The organism is Curvibacter sp. GW821-FHT01G03 (genome assembly GCF_059422285.1).
Map to the genome: position 1 here is coordinate 100,312 of NZ_JBWKWP010000011.1, position 23,296 is coordinate 123,607.

Consider the following 23,296-nt stretch of genomic DNA (forward strand, 5'->3'; position numbering starts at 1 on the left):
CCTTGTTGGCTCCGGCCACCACCCGGCGAATATAACAGTAATTCATGTTGTTTCATGAATAAATACTTTTTGGGAATAAAAGAGTGCTTTCACAAAAAGAGTGCTTTGACCAACCAACAAGGCGTGGCCGGGCTGGCATGGGTCCGGCACGCCCAGGTCTGATCGTGCCTGGACACAAACAAAATCTGCCCCCCCTGGCGTCTTACCAGGGGATTGGGATTGTGGATGCCGCAGTCGCTTTGCGGCGCCTGGTGCCCTGAGGCCTCACGCCTGCGACGTGGTCACCTCAAACCCCGCGCTCGGCCCCGAGGCCGAATCGGGCCCGATCCACAGCTCGTAGCGTCCGCTCTCGCAGACCAGACGCAGATGCCGGTCATGAAAGCGCAGTGCGTCGGTGTGCAGTTCGAAGCTCACGCGCTGGCTTTCGCCGGGTAGCAGGCTGATGCGCTGAAAGTCTTTCAGCTCGCGCACCGGGCGGGTCACCGAGCCCACCAGATCGCGCACATAGAGCTGCACGACTTCGGTGGCGCTGCGGTGCCCGGTGTTGCTCAGCAGCACCGAGGCGCACAGGGTGCCGCCCGGTGTGAGCTGGCTGGCCGACAGTTGCAGGTCGCTGTACTCGAAGCGGGTATAGCCCAGGCCGAAGCCGAACGGGAACAGGGGCCGGTGGTCCTCATCGAGGTAGGCGGCAAAGAAGCCGCTCGGGTCCAGCGGGGTGCCCGAGGGGATGCTGGGTGCATCGGGATGGGGCGGGCGACCTGTGTTTTTGTGGTTGTAGAAGATGGGGATCTGGCCCACGCTGCGCGGAAAGCTCACCGGCAGGCGTCCGCTGGGGGACTCGCCGCACAGCACATCGACGATGGCCGGGCCGCCCTGGCTGCCCGGGTGCCAGGCGTACAGCACGGCCTGGGCGTGCGGCAGCACCGGCCCCAGCACCAGGGGGCGGCCGGCCATGATCACCAGCACCACGGGCACGCCGGTGGCGGCCACGGCCTCCAGCAGGGTCTGCTGCGCGCCGGGCAAGTCGAGGTGGGCTCGGCAGTGGGCTTCGCCGCTCAGACCGGCGTCCTCGCCCAGGCACAGCACCACCACCTCGGCGCTGCGGGCCAGGGCGACCGCCGCGTCCAGTCCGTCCAGATCGTGGCTGCGGCAGTGCTCCAGGCCGCGGGCATGCACCACGCGCCGGGGGCCCAGGCGCTCCTGCAAGGCCGCGAAAACGGTCTGGCTGTGCTGGCGTTCGCCATCGAACACCCAGCAGCCCAGTTGTTCGCCTGGGGCATCGGCCAGGGGGCCGATCACCGCCACACGCCGTGCGTGCTCGCCCAAGGGCAGTCCGTGCTCATTTTTCAGCAGCACGCAGCTGTCGCGGGCCAGGCTGCGTGCCAGTTGGGTGGCCGCCGGGCGCTGGGCTGGGGTGCGGTCGGGTGCGCCATAGGGGTGCTGGAACAAGCCCAGTCGGGCCTTGATGCGCAGGATGCGGCGCACGGCGTCGTCGACCAGGGCCCCGTCCAGAAGGCCTTGTTCGATCAGACCCGCAATGTGGTCCCCATAGCTGGTGCTGGCCATTTCCATGTCGACGCCGGCGCTCACGGCGGCATGGGCGGCCGCGGCGGCGTTTTCGCAAAAGCCGTGGGCAATCATCTCGGTCACCGAGCACCAGTCGCTGACCACCAGGCCATCAAAGCCCCAGCGTTCTTTCAGCGTGCCACGGATCAGGTCTTCGTGGCCGGTGGCGGGCACGCCGTCGAGGTCGTTGAAGGCGCTCATCACCGTCATCACACCGGCTTGCTGGGCTGCCAGGAAGGGGGGCAGGTAGGTGTCGAGCAAGGCCCTCGGGGCCAGGTCGGTGGCACTGTAGTCGCGCCCGCCTTCGGCCGCGCCATAGCCCACAAAGTGCTTGGCGCAAGCCGCCACGCCTTCTTGCTGGTAGCCCTGCACCATGGCCACGCCCAGGCGCGAGATCAGCAGCGGGTCTTCCCCAAAGCTCTCGGCAATCCGCCCCCAACGCGGGTCTCGGGCCACGTCCAGCATGGGTGAGAAGGTCCAGTTCACGCCGGCTGCACCGGCTTCGCGCGCCGAATGCGCGGCGGCCTGGCGCACGCGCTCGGGGTCGAAGGCGGCGGCCTGGCCCAGGGGGATCGGAAACACGGTCTGAAAGCCGTGGATCACGTCCCGGCCCAGCAGCAGCGGAATGCCCAGGCGGGAGTGTTCCACCGCCAGCCACTGGTAATGGTAGGCATCGTCACCCACCACGTTGATCAGGGAGCCGGCGCCACCCCGGCGCACGCGCTCTTCCTGGTCGCGGCCATGCGGCTGCACCTGGGTCATCTGGCCCAGCTTCTCGGCCAGGGTCATGCGGGAAATCAGTTGCTCGATGTCGTGTTCGGTCATAGGGAGGGCAGGGCCGGCACCAGGCCGACCCGGGGGTTTGAGTTTCGCCAGAGCCCGCAGATGGTCCGCAGAAGGCCTGCAGGGTCTGGCGAGGCTGTGTTGGGCAATTCAGAACAGCACCTGGGTCGTCAGGCGCAGGTCGCGTGAGGAGCTGCCAACCTCCACCCGCAACGGGCCGCGGGCACATTGCCAGCCGCTCTCGGTCCAGACGCTCAGGGGGTGGCCCGGGTCGTTGCGGCTGATGCGGCGGTGCACCCGGTGGCTTTCGCCGGCAGCCAGCGGCAGGGATGCAAAGTCGACCAGGCGATGGGGTGGCTGGCCGGGCACGGGCAGGCCGAGGTAGACCTGGGCCACTTCGCGGCCGGCACACGCTCCGCTGTTGCGTACCGTGAAGCTGAGCTCCAGCCCGTCGGCATCGGCTTGCACTTGCAGATCGCTGTACTCAAAGCGGGTATAGGACAGGCCGTGGCCGAAGGCAAAGCGCACCGGCAAGGCCCGTGCATCGAAGCCCCGGTAGCCCACCTGCAGGCCTTCGCTGTAATGCACGGTGCCGTCCTCGCCCGGGTACTGGGCGCGGCTGCGCAGCAGGCCATGGGCGCTGAGTGGAAAGCTCACCGGCAGTTTGCCCGAGGGGTTCACATCGCCGACCAGAATGCGCGCCAGGGCACTGCCTTGTTCCTGCCCCAGGTACCAGGCCTGCAGGATGGCGGGCACGCCGCTTTCCCAGCTTTCGGTCTCGACCGGGCCGCCGCTCATGTTGATCACCACGGTGCGCGGGTTGGCCGCGGCCACGGCGCGCACCAGGGCGGCCTGGTTGTTGGGCAGTCGCAGGTCGGGGCGATCCATCTGCTCGGTTTCGTAGCTGCGCACTGCCACCACCACCAGGTCCGCGCCTTCGGCCAGCGCGCAGGCTTCGCGCACCGACGTGGTAGGGCTTTCACTGGGCGGGCGCCAGCCCAGGCGCACCTGGGCGCCGGTCAGCCAGCCTTGCGAGGGGGCGTTGGCCAGGTACTCGATGCACAGCTCATGGCCCTGGGCACCCGCCTGCAGTTCCAGGGCGACGCCGGCTGTTTCGGGGGGCGGGCCCGCCTCGCCGCCGCCGCTGCCCAGTGGCTGAGGTGGCAGTTCGCGGGCTTCGGGCAGGCTGTCGGCGCGCAGGTTCATCTGGGCCTGGGCCACGGGCCAGTCGGGTGCCACCGGGCTGTCACTTCCATCGGTGGCGCGTTTCACGTCAGCATGGGCGCCCCAGGCAGCGCCGGAGGCCCCGGCCCCACTGGCCGAGCCGCCGCCAGCGCGGAAGGCATCCAGCACCAGCTCGCCGTCGAGCCAGATGCGCAGTGTGCCCAGCAAGGTGGCGCAGAGCTCGTAGCGGCCACTGGTGGGCACCACCAGGCGGCCTGTGAAGCGCGCCGAGATGCCTCCCGACAGTTCATTGGGCAGCTTGGGGTAGCGGCTGGAGTTGGCGTCAAAGCCCGGGAAATTGAAGAAGCCGCCGTTCAGGGCCACCTGGGGCATCACGCATTCAAAGCAGGACTCGCCGCCCAGGTGGGGGTTGTTCCAGAAGCGGGTGTGCAGGCCGGGCCCGGCATCGGCCTCGGGGCCGCTGCGCAGGCAGTCACTGGGCAGGGAGTCGGGCCCTGGCAGCAGATCGGCCGACGAGATGGGGTCGCTGCCCACGGCATGCTGTACCAGCACATCGGGGCCCAGGCGCTGGCGCAGACCCTCGAGCAGGCTCACGGCATGGGCCGGTTGCACCCGGCTGCTGCCGCCACCGGCCACGCTGGCGTTGTCGACGTCCGGGCCGATCACCACCACGCGGCGCAGGGTCTCGGGGCGCACCGGCAGCAAAGCGTCATCGTTCTTCAGCAGCACCACCGCCTGTTCGGCCACGGCCTGGGCGACGCTGCGGTGGGCTTCGTCGTTCAAGGGGGCGATGACGGGCGGGCGCTCAATCAGCTGCAGGCCGACCATGGTGCGCAGGATGCGGCGGCACATCTCGTCCAGGGTGGCCAGGGGCACCTGGCCTTGCTCCACGGCCTGTTGCAGGCGCTCACCATAGTGCTGGCCCGAGGGTTGCTCCTGGTCCAGGCCGGCCAGGGCCGAGGGCGCCGTGCTGTGGGTGGCGGCATAGTCGCTCATCACCCAGCCCGCAAAGCCCCACTCGCGGCGCAGCACCTGGTCCAGCAGCCAGTGGTTCTCGCAGGCAAAAACGCCGTTGACACGGTTGAAGGCCCCCATCAGCGAGGCCACGGCACTGTGGCGCACCACGGCCTCGAACGGCCGCAGGTAGATTTCGCGCAGGGTGGCTTCGTCCACCGCGGCGTTCACGCTGGCGCGTTCGTGCTCCTGGTTGTTGACGGCGTAGTGCTTGAGGCAGGCGGCAACCGAGTGAGCCTGGATGGCCGGAATCTCGGCCAGCGCCATGCGGGCATTGAGCAGGGGATCCTCACCAAAGGATTCGAAGGTGCGCCCGCCCACCGGCACACGTGCGATGTCCACGGCCGGCGCCAGGATCACGTTGTGGCCGCTGGCGCGGGCCTCCCAGCCCAGCACGTCGCCATAGCGCTGGGCCAGTTCGGTGTTCCAGCTGGCGGCCAGGGCGATCGGCGCTGGCAGGGCGGTGGCGCGGCCACCATGCACGGCGCCATTGTTGATGCGCACGCCGCAAGGGCCGTCGGCCATGGTCAGTTCGGGCAGGCCGGGGCCGGCCACGGCCGCGCTGTAGAAGCCGAAGTTGTAGTTGAGGTCACCGCTGACCAGTTCGATCTTGTCGTTCAGGCTCATGCGGGCCAGCAGTTCGGCCACGCGTTCGTTCAGGCCGGGTTGGTGGCGCCAGTCGGCGTGCAGGGGATTCAGGGTGTTCATGGGATCAGGGCTGCAGGAAGTTTCTGTTGAAGAGAGGGGATCAGCGCACCTTGCGGATGGGCAGCACGGCCAGTGCGCCCAACAAGGCGAACACGGCCGCGGCGGTGAACAGCGCGCTGTAGTTCTGGGGGCCGCCCAAGGCCAGGAACAGGGGGGCGATCATGGGCGCCACGGATTGCGGCATGGCGCTGGCCAGGTTGAACAGGCCCAGGTCTTTGGCGGCCTCATCGGGGTTGGGCAGCACTTCGGTCACCAGGGCCAGGTCGACCGCCACATACATGCCTTGGCCCAGGCCGCACACGCCCACGCCCAGCAGCAGGCCATGAAAGTCATGGGCCACGCCGATGACCAGCAGACCGGCCGCGTAGATCAGCGCGGCCATCAGCACAAAGGCCTTGCGCCGCCCGCTGCGATCGCTGAGCCAGCCACTGGCCAGGCTCGACAGCACGATGGTGATGGACGACACCAGGGTAGAGCGGAACATCATGTCGGGCACGGCCTCGGTGCTCGCCCCCAGCTTGTCGAGCATGTAGAACACCTGGTAGGTCATCAGGGTGGCGATGCCCAGCAGCAGCATGAAGCGGCTGGCAAAAGCCCACAGAAAATCGCGGGCGCCATGCGGGCTGATCAGGAAGCTGCGGGCAAAGCCCGACAGGCCCAGTGCTTCGGGCAACTGTGCGGGGGCCATGCGGTCGCGCATGCTGGCGCACAGCACCAGCACGAAGACCGTGAACAGGCCCGCGGGCAACAAAAACATCTGGGCCAGGCTGCTTGTCTCCTGGGCCACGTACACCCCGGCCAGGATGCCGGCCGGCATGCACATGCCCAGCAGGCCGCCGACGGCGCCACGCTGAGATTCAGGGATCTGGTCGGGCATCAAGGCCATCAGGGCCGCCAGGACGGCGTTGTAGGCCAACTGGGCGATCGACCAGCCGACCATGAGCATCCACACCGACGGGCTGATGGCCACGATGGCCAAGCCGGCCAAGCCCAGCAGCGCTCCGCCGACCAGCCAGGGGCGGCGCATGCCGAAGCGCGAGCGGGTGCGGTCGCTGAACAGTCCGGCCACCGGGTTGGCAATCATGGCCACGAAGGCCCCGATGCCGAGCACCCAGGCCAGGGTGGACTCTTTGCTGTCGGGGGCCAACTGGTTCACCTTGAGGGCCATGGTGACGATGACCGGGGTCATCACGGCCATCCAGAAGCCGAAAGTGGCCAGGCCGTACAAAGCAATGAAGCGGCGTGAGGCGCGCGCCGGGGCGGTGCGCCCGGGCAGCAGGGTGTCGGGGGCGCGTTGGGCTGTGGTCATGGAGGTGTGGGGGGGGGTGAGGTAGGGGCGCGTCGGGGCCCGGCCCCGGGCAGGGGCCTGCTGGAGCCGGGCAGGGGCGCACAGGCGTGCGCGGGGGGCTGGGTTACGGCTTGCCCTTGGCGGCTGCCTGGCCTGCCTTGACGTACTTCATTTCGTTGAAGGTCAGCACCTCGAAACGGCCACCGCGGTAGACGACCTCGGTGATGCTGGCGTTGGACAGCGGCTTGTGCAGCGGGTAGTTGTTGCCGGGGGCCAGGGTGTCCACCACGGCCGCGATGGCCAGACCATGTGAAACCACCAGCACCTTGCCGCCACCCTTGAGGGCCTGCTGGCTGGCGATGTCGGTCAGGGCGCTGGTCAGTCGCTGGGTGATGGTGGCGTAGTCCTCGGCCGGCCAGGTCTTGCCATGCGTGGTGCCACGCTGGCGGTCCATGGCGGCGACGGTGTTGGCAAAGCGCTTGGGCGTGAACTTTTCAAGCCAAGGCCCCAGTGGCAAGCCGTCAAAACGTGCCGCGTCGTCCCACAGGGTGGCGTTGAGGTCGGCCTCATAGCTGCCGAAGTTGAACTCGCGCAGGCGCGAGTCGATCTGCAGGGGCAACTGCGTCTGGCCGCTGAACTGTTGCACCACGCGGGCGGTTTCCATCGCGCGTCCGCTGTCGCTGCTGTACACCGCCGCGAAGGGCGTGTTTTTCAGGCCGCGGCCCAGGTCTTGCGCCACCGCGATGCCCTCGGGGGTCAGCACGGCATCCGACCAGCCCTGGACGCGGTCGCTGATGTTGAGCATGGTCTTGCCATGGCGGGTCAGGAAGAGATGGACTTCCGCTTCTTCGGCCGGTGCGGCTTGGGCCACGGGGGCGCCGAGGGCCAGAGCGAGCAGGCTCAGGCCAAAGCTCCGGCGCAGGATGTTCTTGAGGATCATGAGGTGTCTCCTGCGGGTTTAGAAGAATTCGTGCCGGTAGTCGAGGCGGATCATCGGCCCCGTCTTGCTGGCATTGAGCTGTCGGCCCTGGGTGACGTCGGGCACGCCCTGAACCTCGCGCCAGTTGCGCGACCAGTCATAGGCCACCACGGTGTGCAGGCCCTTGAGGAAGCTGGGCTTGTATTCGACGAACACCATCACGTCGCCATGCGACAGGCCCACGCCCTTGAACTTCATGCCGCTGCCGTAGTAGGCGCCGGCGCCCACGCTGAATTCGCGGTCCAGTGGCTGTACCGCTGTGCCGAACACCATCAGCTCGCGGTGGTTCATGTAGTCGATCATCCCGTTGTAGGCCGGGCTGACGAATCGGCCCACGGCATTGCGCGCGATGTTGTACTCAAAGAAGCCCATGCCGTTGGGGTTGCTGTTCGGGGCGTGGGTGTAGGTGGCACCGCCCTGCAACAGGGTTTTGTCGGCTTGGCCGCTGAAGCGAACCGCCGTGTGGTAGGCGTCACGGTCGAAGCCGCGGCGGGAATTGGCGTTTTCCTGCTGCCACACGCTGAGGGCGCGGTTGTGGTACAGAAAGCCCTCGGTCTTGAGCGAGCCCTTTTGGCTGGGGTCGGCCTGCCAGACGCCTTCCAGGCCTTCGCGCATCACGTAGTGCGGTGCGGCACCGGCAAAGTACAGCAGCGAGCGGTTCTTTTGCGGTTCCCACTTGATCTGCGCGGTGGCCAGGTAGTCGATGGCCGTGCCCTTGGCGGTGGTGAAGCGGCGCTTGAAGGTCTCGTTGCGGTCGATGCTGGCATCCACCACGGCGACCAGCCCGCTCCAGGCTCCTTGCTGGGCATCGAGGCGGGCGCCGCTGTAGAGCTTCTCCAGCGCACGGCTGTCGCGTGCGTGCAGCATGCCCATGTTGGACGCCTTCTGCACCCCCAGGCGCGACTTGAAGTTCGTTTCGTCGGTCTGCCACTTGAGCTTGAGCGCGTGTTCACCGATGCGGCTGAAGCTGGCCGGGTTGCGTGGCAGGGTGCCGTCGGTGAAGCCGCTGGCATCGGTGCCGGTGCTGATGTTCAGCGCGGTGTCGTAGGACAGGTCGAAGCCGACCGCATCAGCCCAATAGCCGCTGCTGAAGTCCAGCGATGACGCCTGAACCCAGGTGTGGTAGTTGGGCGGCAGCGCGGCATCGGGGGTGCTGGTGCCGGCCTTGTACAGGTTGCGCAGGTGCAGGCTCAGGTGGCTGTCGTCGATCAGGGCGTATCCGGTGTGCCAGGCGGGCTTGGCCGCGCTGCTGGTGTTGTCGGCTGCACTGTCCTGAGCCATCGCGGGGCCGCCGATCAGGGCGAAGGTCGCGAGCCCGAGCAGGGGGCGCAGGCGGGTGGGGGCTTGAATCAAAAAGAGTCTCCTTGTGGTCGTCGTCCGACCCGCGCTGTGCTGGCGTCACGCAGGGTGGCCTGCGTCACGCAGCGACGAATCCGCAGCTGCGAATCGGACGAGCGCATTCTTCAAAGAGATCGCCATGGCGTCTGCGCCAAAAGCTGACAGGCACAGGGGCAAATCCTGACCTGTGCGGGAAAGTACGGGGGTATTCAGGCCGATGCGGCGTGGCGCCGGGGTGGCGCGCCGGTTGGGCAGGGCTGGCCCGGGCGGTGGCCAGGCCGATGCGGGAGGGCGCCGAAGCGCCACAGAGGGGTTGGAAAGGGGCTCAGAATCCGAGGCTGGCCAGCAGGTCATCCACCTGCGACTGGTTGGTCACGACCTCGCGGTTGGCCTGGCCGTCCACCACCGGGCCTTGCAGGTCCTTGGTCGCCGGGGCCGGGCTGCTGCTGCCGTCAGGAGCCGTGCTGACCAGCAGGTCCAGCAACTGCTTTTCGATGTCGGAGGCCAGATTGACCACCCGTGCGATGACCTGGCCGGTCAAGTCGTGGAAGTCCTGAGCCATCATGATGTCGGTCAGGTTTTCGTCCATCGCCGCATTCGACTGGCTGACCAGGTGCAGGTAGGTCAGCAAATCCTTGCCCGTGAAGGTGGTGCCGGGATAGCGCTCGATCAGCTCGGTCAGGCGCCGGGTTTCCACATCCACCGGTTCGCGCGCCGCCTTGGTCTTGTCGACCGAGTTCAGCACCTTTTCGGCGGCCTCGCCGGTCAGGCGGGCAATGTAGCTCAGTCGGCTCTTGGCATCGGGCAGCTCTTCGGCCGCGCCGTGCAATTTGTCGGCAATGCCCAGGGCATTGAGCGAGTCATGCAACTGACGGGTGAGCTGGCCCAGGCGAAAGTGGACATCGACTTCATCCTGGTTGTGGGCAATTTCAGGTCCGTGGTCGTCGGTCATGGGCGTTGGGGCTGGGCTGAAGCGTGGGGGCACGCGGTTGGTCACACCGGGGTTTGTAGACTTTCGTCACAATTTTCACAATATAGCCTGACCCAAGCGCTGGTTCAGTGATTTCCATCGGCTGATCCCAGGCAAGCCCTCAATTTTCGGGAAAACCCCGCAGGGGTTTCACCAAAACCCCGCAGGGGTTTCACTAAAACCCCCTGCAGGAGGTCCGCAATACCTGCCCGGATCTCTGAAACTGACCATGCGTGGCAAGGCTCGGTATGGCCCTGCCAGGCCGCTCAGAGTTTCTTGACCAATACCTGGCTCTTGCGGTCCCAGTTGTACTTTCGCTTGCGGGCTTCGGGCAGCCAGTCGGGGTCCACGGGCTGGAAGCCGCGCTTGATGAACCAGTGCATGGTGCGGGTGGTGAGCACAAATATGCTTTGCAGGCCCATGGCACGGGCCCGCTGTTCGATGCGCTTGAGGATTTTTTCGCCGTCGCCCTGGCCTTGGCTTTGGGGGGAGACCGTCACGGCAGCCATTTCGGCGGTGCGGGCCTCGGGGTAGGGGTAGAGGGCGGCGCAGGCAAAGATCACGCCGTCGTGGTCGATGATGCTGTAGGCCTCGATGTCGCGTTCGATCTCGGTGCGGCTGCGCTTGACCAGGGTCCCGTCCTTTTCAAACGGCTCGATGAGCTGCAGGATGCCGCCCACGTCGTCCGCCGTGGCTTCGCGCAGTTCTTCCAGCTTTTCGTCCACCACCATCGTGCCGATGCCATCGTGAACATAGACCTCCAGCAGCAGCGAACCGTCCACCGCAAAGGGCAGGATGTGGCTGCGCTCAACGCCGCCCTTGCAGGCCTGAACGCAGTGCTGCAGGTAGAAGGCGGTGTCGGTGGGTTGCTGCGGCTTGGGCAGCAGGGCCAGCAGCTTTTCGGCGGCGGCCAGTGGCAGTTCGGTGTCGATGGGGTTGTCTTCGCCCTCGGGGGCCAGCGGGTCCTGGCGAATGCCGGGCACCTCGGTCAGGAAGATCAGCTTGTCGGCCTGCAATTCGGTGGCCACGCGGGTGGCCACTTCTTCCATGCTGAGGTTGAAAGCCTCTCCGGTGGGTGAGAAGCCGAACGGCGACAGCAGCACCATGGCGCCAAAGTCGAGCGAGCGCTGGATGCTGGCCACGTCGACCTTGCGCACCAGGCCCGAGTGCTTGAAGTCGACGCCGTCGACGATGCCCACAGGCCGTGCGGTCAGGAAGTTGCCCGAGATCATGCGCACCGTGGAGCCCGCCATGGGGGTATTGGGCAGGCCCATGCTGAAGGCGGCTTCGATCTCGTAGCGCAGTTGACCCGCGGCCTCTTGCGCACAGTCGAGCGCGATTTCGTCGGTGATGCGGATGCCGTGGGAGTAGCGTGGCTCTTGGCCCTTGGCGCGCAGTTGCTCGTTGACCTGGGGCCGGAAGCCATGCACCAGCACGATCTTCACCCCCATGCTCTGGATCAGCGCGAGGTCTTGCGCGATGTGCGGCAGCTTGCCCGCCGCAATCGCCTCGCCCGCGATGCCGACCACAAAGGTCTTGCCCCGGTGCATGTGGATGTAAGGCGCCACCGAGCGGAACCAGGGCACGAAAGTGAAATTGAAAACAGCGGACATGGTGGGCGTGGGCGGAGGGGCTACGGGGATATCCGGCCTGTTTTCAGCAATTTCCGGATGCGAGGGCGCAAAGTGTAGCGCCCTCGTTGCACTGCAGCACGGCCCCGCCCGTCCCAGTGTGGGGGGAGGGGCCGGAGATCAGGCTGCGCTCAGCGCGCGCAGGCTGGACACGGTCTGCACGCAGGCCAGGGCCGCCTCGGTGCCCTTCACATTGAAGTGGTTCTGGAAGTACTTGCGATGTTCCAGATGTTCGTGGAAGTGGTGCGGCGTGAGCACGGCGGAGATCACCGGCACATCGGTTTCGAGTTGCACCCGCATCAAGGCCTCGATCACGGTCTGGGCGACGAACTCGTGGCGGTAGATGCCGCCATCGACCACCAGAGCGCAGGCCACCACCGCCTGGTAGCGCCCACTGCGGGCCAGGCGCTGCGCATGCAGCGGGATCTCGAAGGCCCCGGGCACGCCGATCACGTCGATCGCGCTGGCCGCCACACCATGGCGTGCCATCTCGTGCAGGAAGGCCGCGCGGGCCTGCTGAACGATGTCGGCGTGCCAGGCTGCTTCCACAAAGGCATAGCGGGCATCGGGGGGCAACTGCAGAGGGGCCTGGGCGGCTTGCAGGTCGAGGGGGGGAAGGGAAAAGTCTTTGTGACTCATGACTGACTCGTGGTTTCCATGAAGGGCCCCGAACAGGGGCCGCAGGTTCCAGAAATCAGGGTCGCACGAACACCCACCCCTCCGGCGCGCAGGCAGGCTGGCGCCGGTGGGGCGGGGTGGTCGCGCTCTCTTTCATCCGGACTGTGACCGTCGGCCCCGGAGTCACACCGGGTCTGCTGACCCCGGCCACGCAGCGGTGGCCGGGCGCTCGCGGGCTTGTGCAGCCAAGGCTGCCATCACCGCCGGTGGGGAGTTTCACCCCGCCCTGAGAACGCTTGTTGCTGGCGCAACAAAGCGCCAACGGTCGGATTCTAGGCCCAGATTTGAAGCGTTGCCGGCACGCCCGCGACAGGCCTGACGCTGAATGGGCATTGGCCCGCCGGGCAGGGCAGGTCAGACGGAGAGGGATAATCACGGGTTGTCCATTTTTGAACCGGTCACGCCCTTGTCCACAGCCCCGCTCCAGATCGACTTTCCTGAATCGCTGCCCGTCTCGGGCAAGCGCGACGAGATCATGGCGGCGCTGGCGCAGCACCAGGTGATCATCGTGTGCGGCGAGACGGGCTCGGGCAAAACCACGCAGCTGCCCAAGATTGCCCTGGCGATGGGGCGCGGCCGGCTCAATGCGGCGCCAGGCCAGAAGGGCCAACTGATCGGCCACACCCAGCCGCGCCGCATTGCGGCCAGTTCAGTGGCCAAGCGCATTGCCGAAGAGCTCAAGACCTCGCTCGGGGATGTGGTGGGTTACAAGGTCCGTTTCCAGGACCGCTTGTCCAAGGATTCTTCAGTCAAGCTGATGACCGACGGCATTTTGCTCGCTGAGACCCAGACCGATCCGCTGCTCAAGGCCTACGACACGTTGATCATCGACGAGGCCCATGAGCGCAGCCTCAACATCGACTTTTTGCTGGGCTACCTGCGCCAGATCCTGCCGCGCCGCCCGGACCTGAAGATCGTGGTCACCTCGGCCACCATCGACGCCAATCGCTTTGCCGAGCACTTTGCCTCGGCCAAGGGCCCGGCCCCGGTGATCTACGTGTCGGGCCGCACCTTTCCGGTCGAACAACGCTACCGGCCCTTTGAAGAGTCGCGCGACTACGGCTTGAACGAGGCGATTGCCGATGCGGTCGATGAACTGTGGCAAGGCAATGCGGGTGGCGACATCCTGGTGTTTCTGCCTGGCGAGCGCGAGATCCGCGAGGCGGCCGACCACCTGCGCGGCCACCTGGCCCACCTGCCGCATTTGCGCAATGCCGAGGTGTTGCCCCTGTTTGCGCGGCTGTCGCAGGCCGAGCAAGACCGCATCTTTGACGGACACACCGGGCGGCGCATCGTGCTGGCCACCAACGTGGCCGAGACCTCGCTCACGGTACCAGGCATCCGCTACGTGGTGGATGCCGGCACCGCGCGCGTGAAGCGCTACAGCTTTCGAAGCAAGGTGGAGCAGTTGCTGGTCGAGCCCATCAGCCAGGCGGCGGCCAACCAGCGGGCCGGGCGCTGCGGCCGGGTGGCCAACGGCATTTGCATTCGCCTGTACGACGAGAAGGACTTCACGGCCCGCCCCCGATTCACCGACCCTGAAATCCTGCGCAGCTCGCTGGCCGGCGTGATCCTGCGCATGAAGTCGCTGCACCTGGGGGTGGTGGAAGAGTTTCCGTTTCTCGAATCCCCTTCGGGCCGCGCGATTGCCGACGGTTACCAGCTGCTGTCCGAACTGGGCGCGGTGGACGATGCCCACGAACTGACGCCCATGGGCCAGGAGCTGGCCCGCCTGCCGCTGGATCCGCGGGTGGGGCGCATGATCATCGAGGCGCGGGATCGCAACGCGCTCGAAGAGGTGTTGGTGATCGCGGCCGCGCTGTCGGTACAGGATGTGCGCGATCGTCCCATGGAGGCCCAGGCCCAGGCCGATCAGGCGCATGCCAAATGGGACGATGAAAAGAGCGAATTCAGCGGCTACATCCGCCTGTGGCAATGGTTGGCCGACGCGCGGGGCGGCGCCATCCCCCTGACCCGGCGCGGCCAGGCGGTGCCGCCGCCGCCGCCCCAGCGCCGTGCCAGCGCCGCGGTGCTGCCGGTGGCCCAGCGCCTGCAGGCGCCCGCCATCATTGCGCCGCCCGAACCGGCAGCGGCCACCCACAAGTTGAGCAATCGGCAGTACGAAAACCTGCTGCGCCAGAACTTCATCAATGTGCGCCGCCTGCGCGAGTTGCGCGACATCCACAGCCAGTTGCTGACCGTGGTCACTGAGCACCGGTGGGTGATCAACCGCAACCCCGCCAGTTACGAGCAGATCCACCTGTCGATGCTCGCCGGCCTGCTGGGCAATGTCGGCTGGAAGATGGATGAAGAGGGGGGGGCAGGCGCCTCCGGCGAATACCTGGGCGCGCGGGGCATCAAGTTTCATCGCCACCCCGGGGCCCACCTCAAGAAGAAGCCTGGCCGCTGGATCGTCTGTGCCGAACTGGTGGAGACCACGCGCCTTTTCGGCCGCGGTATCGCCAACATCGAGCCGCAATGGCTGGAGCAGATTGGCGGCCACCTGCTGAAAAAGCAGATGCTCGACCCGCACTGGGAAAAACGGGGTGCCGAGGTGGTGGCCTACGAGCGCGCCACCCTCTATGGGTTGGTGGTGTACAGCGGGCGGCGCATCAGCTATGGCCGCATCGATCAGGTGGCGGCGCGCGAGCTCTTCATCCGCCAGGCCCTGGTGGAGGGTGAATACGACACCAAGCTGCCCTTCCTGGCCGCCAATCAGAAATTGATCCGCCAGGTGGAAGACCTGGAGCACAAATCCCGCCGGCAGGACGTGCTGGTCGATGAAGAGCTGATCTATGCCTTCTACGACAAGCTGCTGCCGCCCGACGTCTACAGCGGCGCCACCCTGGAGCATTGGTACCGCGAAGCGTCGCGCCTCAACCCCAAGCTGCTGCACCTGACGCGCGAAGAGCTGATGCGCCACGAGGCCGCCGGCATCACCACCAGCGCATTTCCACGCCATGTGCGCCTGGGCGGGGTGGACTGTGTGGCGGCCTACCTGCACGAGCCCGGTGATGCCAAGGATGGCGTGACCGTGGATGTGCCACTGTTCGTGCTCAACCAGGTCAACGACGAGCGCTGCGAGTGGCTGGTGCCCGGCATGCTCAGGGACAAGGTGCAGGCCTTGCTCAAGAGCCTGCCGCAAAAACCGCGCGCACGCCTGGTGCCCTTGCCCGAGAGCGCCAGCCGTTTCACCGAGCGCTTGATCGAGCCGGCCGTGTACGGCCATGGCAGCTTGACCGATGCCTTGCTCAAGCTGGTGCGCGAGCAGGTGCAATTGGATGTGAAGCGCGCCGACTTCAAGCTCGACATGCTCGCCGCACACCTGTTCATGAACGTCCGGGTGGTCGATGAGCACGGCCGGCAACTGGGCATCGGGCGCAACCTCGGGGCGCTCAAGGCCGAGCTGGGGTCGAAGGCGCGAGGTGCTTTCCAGGCCCTGGCTGGTCTCAAGGTGGCGGCGACACCGGCTCCTGTGCCCACGGCAGAAGCCCGCCAGCCCGAGCCGGCGGGCCGGGGCAAGGCGGCCCCCGCAGCCGCTGCCCCCTCGGCGCGCAGTGCAGAGCAGCGCTACACCGCCTGGACCTTTGGCGAACTGCCCGAGCTGATGGAGATCCGCCGCGGTCAGCAGACGCTGATCGGCTTTCCGGCGCTGATCGATGGCGGCGATGCCGTCAGTATCGAGGTGTTTGACGAGCCTGATGTGGCCGCAGCCCGGCACCGCGCCGGCCTGCGGCGGCTGTTTGCGCTGCAGATCCGGGACGCGCTCAAGTACCTCGAAAAGAACATCCCCGACCTGCAGAAGATGGCGGTGGCCTACATGCCGCTGGGCACGCAGGAGGAACTGCGCGAGCAGATCCTGGACGTGGCGCTGGAGCGCGCTTTTCTGCTGGAGCCATTGCCCACCGACGAGTACGCCTTCAAGCGTCGCATCGAAGAAGGCCGGGGTCGCCTGACCCTGATCGCCAATGAGGTGGCGCGCCTGGCCGGGACCATTCTTCTGGAGTACGCCGCAGCGGCGCGCAAGATCAAGGACACCAAGAACGCCCCCGAGGCCACCGCCGATGGGGCCCAGCAACTGCAGCGCCTGATGCCCAAGAAGTTCCTGGTCCTCACACCCTGGGCCCAATTGCAGCATTTTTCTCGCTATCTCAAGGCCATCACGCTTCGCCTGGACAAATACCGAGCCGACCCGGCGCGTGACGCCTCGCGACTGGCCGAACTGCGCCCGCAGGAGCAGCGCTACTGGCGTCTGGTGGCCGAGCGCAAGGGGGCCGTGGATGCCCGCATGCAGGAGTTCCGCTGGCTGCTCGAAGAGCTCAGGGTGAGCTTTTTTGCGCAGGAGTTGCGCACCCCGCAGCCGGTCAGCATCAAGCGCCTGGACAAGGCCTGGGCCCAGATCAACAGTTGAAGAGTCGAGCGCTCGGGCTTGATTGCAGCAATAAAACCGCCGGAAGATTGGTCACGAATGTGACGACCAGGCCCCGGGCCTTCCCCGATGCGTGCGGGGGAGCACCTCGGTAAGCTCCGCGCAAGGAGATCTTATGAGCCTGCATGACAAGTTCTGGCCCAAGCGGCTGCCTCGCCAAATCACGCCTCCGGCCACGCCGCTTTGGGACAACGTGGCTGTGAACGCCCGCCGTTTTCCCGACAAGCCGGCGCTGGTCTTTCTGGGGCGTAGCACGTCCTACCGCGAACTGCTGGCGCAGGTCGAGCAACTGGCCGCCAAGCTGCATGCCCTGGGGGTGCGCAAGGGTGACCGGGTGCTGTTGAACATGCAGAACTGCCCCCAGTTGGTGGTGGCTCATTTGGCCATCCTGCGGGCCAATGCGGTGGTGGTGCCGGTCAATCCCATGAACCGTGCAGAAGAACTCAAGCACTACATCACCGACCCCGACGCCGCCGTGGCCCTCACCACCGCCGATCTGGCGGCTGAATTGGCCAAGGCCAGCAACGAGCTGCCTGAAGCCCAGCGCCTCAAGCACCTGATCGTGACCCGGTTCACCGATGCCTTCGATCCGACGCAAGTAAATGGTGATGCCTTGCCCCCGGCCTGGGAGCCCTGGCTGCTGGCCGAGCACCCGACCCCGCCGCTGGCAGGCGGGGCCGTGCACAGTTGGCAAGAGTCGCTGGCCGGGCAGGGCCCAGCCCCCGCGCCCGAAACCGGCGGTGCCGACATGGCCGTGTTGCCTTACACCAGTGGCACCACGGGTTTGCCCAAGGGCTGCATCCACATCCATTCGAGCCTGATGCACAACGCCGTGGCCAGCGCCGCCTGGGGCAGCGCCACCTCGGAGAACGTGGTGTTGGGGGTGGTGCCCATGTTCCACATCACCGGCATGGTGGCCGTGATGCACGCCACGCTCTATGTGGGGGGCACCCTGATCCTGATGCCTCGCTGGGACCGCGATCTGGCCGGGCGCCTGATCTCGCGCTACCGGGTCACCAACTGGACCAACATCCCCACCATGGTGATCGATCTGCTGGGCAGCCCGCATTTCGATCAGTACGACCTGTCCTCGCTGACCTACATCGGCGGTGGCGGGGCCGCCATGCCTCAGGCCGTGGCTCAGCGCCTGTTCGAGAACTATGGCCTGCGCTATGTCGAAGGCTATGGCCTGACCGAGACCTCGGCGCCCTCGCACACCAACCCGGTCGATGCACCCAAGCAGCAGTGTCTGGGCATTCCGTTTCTCAGCACCGAGGCCTATGTCATCGACCCCGACACGCTGCAGGAGTTGCCGCAGGGCGAAGCCGGCGAGATCATCATCCATGGGCCTGAGGTGTTCCAGGGCTACTGGAAACGGCCCGATGCCACGGCCGCAGCCTTCATCGAATTCAAGGGCAAGCGTTTCTTCCGCTCGGGGGACATGGGCCGGGTGGATGAAGACGGCTATTTCTTCATGACCGACCGGCTCAAACGCATGATCAATGCCTCGGGCTACAAGGTCTGGCCGGCCGAGGTTGAAGCCTTGATGTTTCGTCACCCAGGCATCCAGGAGGCCTGCATCATCGCCACCAAGGACGCCTACCGCGGGGAGTCGGTGAAGGCCGTGGTAGTACGCCGCGCCAGCCATCAAGAATTGACCGAGGCCGACATCATCGATTGGTGCCGCGAGAACATGGCCGTCTACAAAGTGCCCCGGGTGGTGCAGTTTGTGGACGCACTGCCCAAGAGCGGCAGCGGCAAGGTGATGTGGCGGCAACTGCAGGAGAGCGAAGCCGCCTGATCAGCATGATTCAAGGCAGACCAGGTGTGGGCCTGGTCACGGCCCTGCAGCACGGCACAGACCCGGCCGGGGGATCGAGTGATCGATTCGCCGGCCGGGTTTTTCGTTGTACGCACAAAACCGATAAATATCATATTTAATCAATATATTGTTTTAATGAGATCCTGTTTTCATAAATATCAATTAAATTTAACATTGATCATATAATTTGCTTCAGACGGCTGTGAGCTGTCGCACTTGACGACCTGCCCTCGTTGACCTTGGTCCGACCTTGGTTGTCGTCATGTCATCCGATGCTTTTTGTGCTTGTTGCTGGAGTTTCCCCATGAAGTTGTCCCACGTGTCCATCCGTCAGCGGTTCGTGGCCTTGCTGGCCTTGTTTCTGCTGGGCTTTCTGGTGACCGGCTTCTGGTCGCTGCGAACCCTGAGCTACCTCAAGGTCAACGGGCCGCTGTATGCGCACATCGTGCAGGGTAAAGACTTGGTGGCCGACATCCTGCCGCCGCCCGAATACGTGCTGGAGCCCTATCTGGTCTGCTTTCAGTTGGCCAGCACCACCGACCCGGCTCGCCAAGCCCGGCTGCTCGACCAGTGGAGTGCCCTGCGCAAAGCTTATGACGAGCGCCATGCCTACTGGGAGCGTGCCGGCCTGGGCCCTGAATTGACCGATCTGCTCCTGAAGCGAGCCCACGAGTCGGCACAGGTCTTTTTTGGAGCTGCCGAGCAGAGCTTGTTGCCGGCGGTTCGCCAGGCAGATGCAGCCGCGACCCAACAAGCGCTGGAGCGCCTGAGCGGTCTGTACGACCTGCACCGGCAGGCCATCGACGCCACCGTGCTGGTCGCCAGCCGCCAGACCGAGCAGGATGAGGCGGCTGCTGCCCAGGAAATCGAACGCAACACGGCCCTGCTGATACTGATCTCGGTCGTGTCGGTGATGGCGAGCCTGGGTTTGGCGGTGTTGATCATCCGCAGCATCACGGGGCCTTTGATGGAGGCCGTCAAGGTATCCCACCGGGTGGCTGCCGGTGACCTGAGCCAACCCATCGAAGTGAACGGACGCGACGAGACCGCGCAACTGCAGGGCGCCCTGCGCAGCATGCAGGACAGCCTGGTTCAGACTGTCGGTCAGGTCAGGAGCAACGCCCGCCAGGTGGCCCTGGCGAGTGCCGAGATTGCCAGCGGCAACCATGATTTGAGCGATCGCACCGAACGTCAGGCCTCGGCCCTCGAAGAAACGGCGGCGGCCATGGCGACGCTGGACGATGCGGTACGCCAGAACGCGGACCATGCGCGCCAGGCCAAACAACTGGCCCATGGGGCCCGTGAGGTGGCTGCCCGGGGGAGCGCGGTGGTGGGCGAGGTGGTCGACACCATGAAGACCATCAACGACAGCTCGCGCCAGATCTCAGACATCGTGGGCACGATTGACGGGATTGCCTTCCAGACCAACATCCTCGCGCTGAATGCGGCCGTCGAGGCGGCCCGAGCCGGTGAGCAGGGCCGCGGCTTTGCCGTGGTGGCCGGTGAGGTGCGACGCCTGGCTCAGCGCAGCGCGGAATCGGCGCGCGAGGTGCGCGCCTTGATTGGCGCCAGTGTCGAGCGGGTGGATCAAGGCAGCCGCCTGGTCGATGCGGCAAGGCGTGCGATGAACGATGTGGTGGTCGAGATCGAGCGGGTCAGCGAAGTGGTCGGCGCCATCAGCGACGCCAGTGCGGAGCAGAGCACCGGTGTGTCCGAGGTGGTGGCGGCCGTCGGGCAGATCGATCAGGTCACCCAGCAGAACGCGGCGCTGGTGGAGGAAAGCGCCGCGGCGGCCTCCAGTCTGCGCCAGCAGGCGCAGGAATTGCTGGATGGCGTGTCGCTGTTCCGCTTGCCGGACGGGCAGGATGATGTGCAGGCCTTGGGCGACGGCACAGACCTCTCCAGGCAAGCCAGATTGGCCTGGTCAAGCTGAGTTTCCCCGGGTTGAAAGGCGGGCCCGCTGCAACGGCGAGTCTGCTTGCCATCGTCTTTCGCGATGGCTGGCGGAGGCGCGCGGCAGCGCCTGTGATGCCACGAAGTCATGGGGCTGAGAAAGCGGCGGGTAGCGCGCAAATTGAGCGCAGTTTGTGTGCGTCAGGTGGACGCATCCGCTTGATGTTGATTCAGACAGGTTCGGCGCTCCGCGGGCCTGGTTCTTTGGCTTCGTCATTCGAGGGGGCAGGCGGCACTCCATTGGATTGGGCGTCTCGGCTAGTGGAAAACCTTAACATGTGAGTGGACATAATGTAAGGAAATGAATCCTGTCATTTCTGACATTTCTGTTCACCCCACTGAAGCTCATCCGCATGTCAGCCCTGATCCCCTCTGCAGCACCCCAAGCGTCCACACCCGCGTCTCGCGGCGATGGCCATGACACCGGCTTTTTTGCTTACCACGGTGCTTGGGCGCCGGGGGTGCGCTTGTTTCGCAAGTTGCGATTTGCCTCCAAGGCCCTGATCATCTCGCTGGCCTTTCTGTTGCCGCTGCTGGCTTTGCTGAGTTGGCAACTGGATGACCACGCCGAGAAGGCGATGGAGGCTCGCAAGACTGCCACCCGCCAGCACGTCGAGATCGCCTACGGCCTGCTGGAATGGGCCCATGAGCAGGAGACATCGGGCAAGCTGAGTTCAACTCAGGCACAGGACATGGCCAAGGAGGCCATCAGCCGCCTGCGTTACGACAAGCAGGAGTATTTCTGGATCAACGACCTGCAGCCACGGGTGGTGATGCACCCGTTCAAGCCTGAGCTCAATGGCCAGGACGTGTCGGGCCTCAAAGACCCCAATGGTCTGGCATTGTTCAGTGCATTTGCCGACATGGCCAAACGCCATGGCGAGGGCTTTGTGGATTACCAGTGGCCCAAGCCCGGGCACGACAAGCCCGTGGACAAGGTCAGTTTCGTCAAGGGCTTTGCCCCTTGGGGCTGGGTGATCGGCTCAGGCATCTATGTCGATGACCTGCGGGCCGACGTGCAGCGCACGGTGATGTACAGCGTGGCCATCGTGCTGGCTGCGGTGCTGGTGGCGGGGTATCTGTTCCTGAGCTTTTACCGTGTGATGGACGGTGGTCTGAAGGAGACCCGCCGCCATCTGCGCGCCATGACCGATGGCGATCTCACCACCTCACCGTCCCCCTGGGGGCGTGACGAGGCGGCCCAGCTCATGCTCGAGTTGCGCAACATGCAGGCTTCGATGCGGGACATGGTGGCCTTGGTGCGGCAGTCGAGTGACCAGATTGTTCATTCGAGCAACGAGGTGGCCCTGGGGTCGATGGACCTGTCATCGCGCACCGAGCAGGCAGCGGCCAGCCTGGAAGAGTCTGCCGCCTCGATGGAGCAGATCTCGGCCACGGTGAAGGTGACTTATGCCAACACCGACGAGGCGACCCGCGTGGCCAATGCCAACGCCGAGTCGGCCATGGAAGGTGGCCAGGTGATGGGCGAGGTGGTGTCCACCATGGACCGCATCCGGGGCTCGTCGGCGCGCATCGCCGAGATCATCGGCACCATCGACGGCATTGCCTTCCAGACCAACATCCTGGCCCTGAATGCCGCCGTGGAGGCTGCGCGTGCCGGTGAACAGGGGCGTGGCTTTGCCGTGGTGGCTGGCGAGGTGCGCATGTTGGCTCAGCGCAGCGCCGAGGCGGCCCGCGAGATCAAGAGCCTGATCAGCACCAGCGTCGAGCAGGTCGAGCAGGGCACGGGCGTGGTCCACCGCGCGGGCAGCGCGATCCAGGGCATTGTCGATTCGGCACGCCGTGTGAACGTGTTGCTGGGCGAGATCTCGGTGGGTGCGCGTGAGCAGGCCCAGGGGGTGGGGCAGGTGGGCCAGGCCTTGCAGGAACTGGATCGCATGACCCAGCAGAACGCGGCCCTGGTCGAGCAGACCGCCGCTGCGGCCAGCGCAATGCGCGACCAGGCCACCCAGCTGGCAGGGCAGGTGTCCCGCTTCCGTCTGCCTGCCTGACGCCGAGCGGCGACGAGCGGTCGGGCCCGCCCCCTAAACTCTGGGCCCATGTCTTCCTCTCCTCCGGGCGCTGCCCGTTTCGCCCACCTGCCGGCTGATGGCTGGCGTGAGCGCCTTTTTCGCATCGTCTTCGAGGCCGATACCCGAGCCGGCCGGGTCTTTGACTACAGCCTGATCGTCACCATTTTGCTCAGCGTGGCCGTGGTGATGGCTGACAGTGTGGAGGCCTTGCGTGGCCGCTTTGGCCCGACATTCAATCTGCTGGAGTGGTTGTTCACCGCCATCTTCACGGCCGAGTACCTGTTGCGTCTTCTGTGCGTGCGTCATCCCTGGCGCTACGCCCTGAGCTTTTTCGGCCTGGTGGACTTGCTGGCGTTGCTGCCCACCTACCTGGCCTTGTTCGTGCCCGAGCTGCATTTGCTGATCGACGTCCGCGTGCTGCGTCTGTTGCGGGTGTTCCGGGTGTTCAAGCTGGCCGCCTACGTCAACGAGTACCAGATGCTGACCGAGGCCTTGGTGGCCACCCGGCGCAAGATCCTGATCTTCATGTCGGTGGTGCTGATGATCGTGCTGGTGGCCGGCACGGTGATGTACCTGGTGGAGGGGGCCGAGAACGGTTACTCCAGCATTCCCACCTCGATGTACTGGGCCATCACGACCATGACCACGGTCGGGTTTGGCGACATCACGCCCAAGACCGATCTGGGGCGTTTCATCGCCTCGGCCATGATGCTGCTCGGCTGGGGCACCCTGGCCGTGCCCACAGGGATCGTGACCAGCGAAATGGCGCAAAAGCGCCGTCAGGCCGCACCGCTGCCCAGCACCCGCAGCTGTCCGGAATGCCTCAGCGAAGGGCATCTCGCGGCGGCCCGGTATTGCTACCACTGCGGTGCCGCCTTGCCCTGACGCAGGCGTGCCATGGTGACATCTGTCACGGCCT

Annotated in this window: 13 protein-coding genes and 1 riboswitch; of the genes, 5 read left to right on the plus strand and 8 right to left on the minus strand. The window is 65.8% G+C overall.

Annotation, left to right across the window (positions count from 1 at the left end; genetic code table 11):
• Window positions 1-264: 264 nt before the first annotated feature.
• The 8 genes from AC07VS_RS17320 to AC07VS_RS17355 form a co-directional block, all read right to left on the minus strand.
• Window positions 265-2,391 carry a glycoside hydrolase family 3 N-terminal domain-containing protein gene (locus AC07VS_RS17320; protein ID WP_494655608.1) on the minus strand — a complete coding sequence of 709 codons (2,127 nt, stop codon included), beginning with the start codon at window positions 2,389-2,391 and terminating at the stop codon, window positions 265-267.
• 108 nt (window positions 2,392-2,499) lie between these two features.
• On the minus strand, window positions 2,500-5,256 hold the full coding sequence (locus AC07VS_RS17325) for a beta-glucosidase (RefSeq protein ID WP_494751574.1): 2,757 nt from the start codon (window positions 5,254-5,256) through the stop codon (window positions 2,500-2,502).
• A 40-nt stretch (window positions 5,257-5,296) separates the two neighbouring features.
• A complete protein-coding gene (locus AC07VS_RS17330) occupies window positions 5,297-6,565 on the minus strand; it encodes an MFS transporter (protein ID WP_494751575.1) in 1,269 nt (422 codons plus the stop codon).
• Between the two features lie 103 nt (window positions 6,566-6,668).
• Entirely contained in the window at window positions 6,669-7,484 is an 816-nt protein-coding gene (locus tag AC07VS_RS17335) for a histidine phosphatase family protein (RefSeq protein ID WP_492345274.1), read from the minus strand.
• An 18-nt stretch (window positions 7,485-7,502) separates the two neighbouring features.
• Complete coding sequence (locus AC07VS_RS17340; RefSeq protein WP_494751576.1) at window positions 7,503-8,876, minus strand: OprD family outer membrane porin; 1,374 nt, start codon at window positions 8,874-8,876, stop codon at window positions 7,503-7,505.
• A 310-nt stretch (window positions 8,877-9,186) separates the two neighbouring features.
• Window positions 9,187-9,813: a protein phosphatase CheZ gene (locus AC07VS_RS17345; protein ID WP_492345276.1), complete on the minus strand. Its 627-nt coding sequence runs from the start codon at window positions 9,811-9,813 to the stop codon at window positions 9,187-9,189.
• A 284-nt stretch (window positions 9,814-10,097) separates the two neighbouring features.
• Entirely contained in the window at window positions 10,098-11,444 is a 1,347-nt protein-coding gene (argA, locus tag AC07VS_RS17350; protein ID WP_019575251.1) for an amino-acid N-acetyltransferase, read from the minus strand.
• Window positions 11,445-11,582: 138 nt separating this feature from the next.
• A complete protein-coding gene (locus AC07VS_RS17355) occupies window positions 11,583-12,101 on the minus strand; it encodes a 6,7-dimethyl-8-ribityllumazine synthase (protein ID WP_492345278.1) in 519 nt (172 codons plus the stop codon).
• Between the two features lie 120 nt (window positions 12,102-12,221).
• Window positions 12,222-12,378, minus strand: a riboswitch (FMN riboswitch).
• Between the two features lie 87 nt (window positions 12,379-12,465).
• Between AC07VS_RS17355 and hrpA the strand changes: the two genes are divergently transcribed.
• The 5 genes from hrpA (at window position 12,466) to AC07VS_RS17380 (ending at window position 23,262) form a co-directional block, all read left to right on the plus strand.
• Window positions 12,466-16,551 carry an ATP-dependent RNA helicase HrpA gene (gene hrpA / locus AC07VS_RS17360; RefSeq protein WP_494751577.1) on the plus strand — a complete coding sequence of 1,362 codons (4,086 nt, stop codon included), beginning with the start codon at window positions 12,466-12,468 and terminating at the stop codon, window positions 16,549-16,551.
• Window positions 16,552-16,684: 133 nt separating this feature from the next.
• On the plus strand, window positions 16,685-18,370 hold the full coding sequence (locus AC07VS_RS17365) for a long-chain fatty acid--CoA ligase (RefSeq protein WP_494751578.1): 1,686 nt from the start codon (window positions 16,685-16,687) through the stop codon (window positions 18,368-18,370).
• Window positions 18,371-18,695: 325 nt separating this feature from the next.
• Complete coding sequence (locus tag AC07VS_RS17370; RefSeq protein ID WP_494751579.1) at window positions 18,696-20,324, plus strand: methyl-accepting chemotaxis protein; 1,629 nt, start codon at window positions 18,696-18,698, stop codon at window positions 20,322-20,324.
• Between the two features lie 373 nt (window positions 20,325-20,697).
• Window positions 20,698-22,356 (plus strand): methyl-accepting chemotaxis protein, encoded by a 1,659-nt coding sequence (locus tag AC07VS_RS17375; RefSeq protein ID WP_494655616.1) that lies wholly within the window; start codon window positions 20,698-20,700, stop codon window positions 22,354-22,356.
• Window positions 22,357-22,404: 48 nt separating this feature from the next.
• Window positions 22,405-23,262: an ion transporter gene (locus tag AC07VS_RS17380; protein WP_494655617.1), complete on the plus strand. Its 858-nt coding sequence runs from the start codon at window positions 22,405-22,407 to the stop codon at window positions 23,260-23,262.
• Window positions 23,263-23,296 lie beyond the last annotated feature (34 nt).

What these genes read in the sequence shown, in the direction of transcription:
- AC07VS_RS17355 (WP_492345278.1), bottom strand. Translation starts at nt 12,101, where the DNA reads ATGAGTCACAAAGACTTTTCCCTTCCCCCCCTCGACCTGCAAGCCGCC.
- AC07VS_RS17335 (WP_492345274.1), bottom strand. Translation starts at nt 7,484, where the DNA reads ATGATCCTCAAGAACATCCTGCGCCGGAGCTTTGGCCTGAGCCTGCTC.
- AC07VS_RS17375 (WP_494655616.1), top strand. Translation starts at nt 20,698, where the DNA reads ATGTCAGCCCTGATCCCCTCTGCAGCACCCCAAGCGTCCACACCCGCG.
- AC07VS_RS17345 (WP_492345276.1), bottom strand. Translation starts at nt 9,813, where the DNA reads ATGACCGACGACCACGGACCTGAAATTGCCCACAACCAGGATGAAGTC.
- AC07VS_RS17380 (WP_494655617.1), top strand. Translation starts at nt 22,405, where the DNA reads ATGTCTTCCTCTCCTCCGGGCGCTGCCCGTTTCGCCCACCTGCCGGCT.
- AC07VS_RS17365 (WP_494751578.1), top strand. Translation starts at nt 16,685, where the DNA reads ATGAGCCTGCATGACAAGTTCTGGCCCAAGCGGCTGCCTCGCCAAATC.
- AC07VS_RS17330 (WP_494751575.1), bottom strand. Translation starts at nt 6,565, where the DNA reads ATGACCACAGCCCAACGCGCCCCCGACACCCTGCTGCCCGGGCGCACC.
- AC07VS_RS17320 (WP_494655608.1), bottom strand. Translation starts at nt 2,391, where the DNA reads ATGACCGAACACGACATCGAGCAACTGATTTCCCGCATGACCCTGGCC.
- AC07VS_RS17325 (WP_494751574.1), bottom strand. Translation starts at nt 5,256, where the DNA reads ATGAACACCCTGAATCCCCTGCACGCCGACTGGCGCCACCAACCCGGC.
- hrpA (WP_494751577.1), top strand. Translation starts at nt 12,466, where the DNA reads ATGGGCATTGGCCCGCCGGGCAGGGCAGGTCAGACGGAGAGGGATAAT.
- argA (WP_019575251.1), bottom strand. Translation starts at nt 11,444, where the DNA reads ATGTCCGCTGTTTTCAATTTCACTTTCGTGCCCTGGTTCCGCTCGGTG.
- AC07VS_RS17370 (WP_494751579.1), top strand. Translation starts at nt 18,696, where the DNA reads ATGAAGTTGTCCCACGTGTCCATCCGTCAGCGGTTCGTGGCCTTGCTG.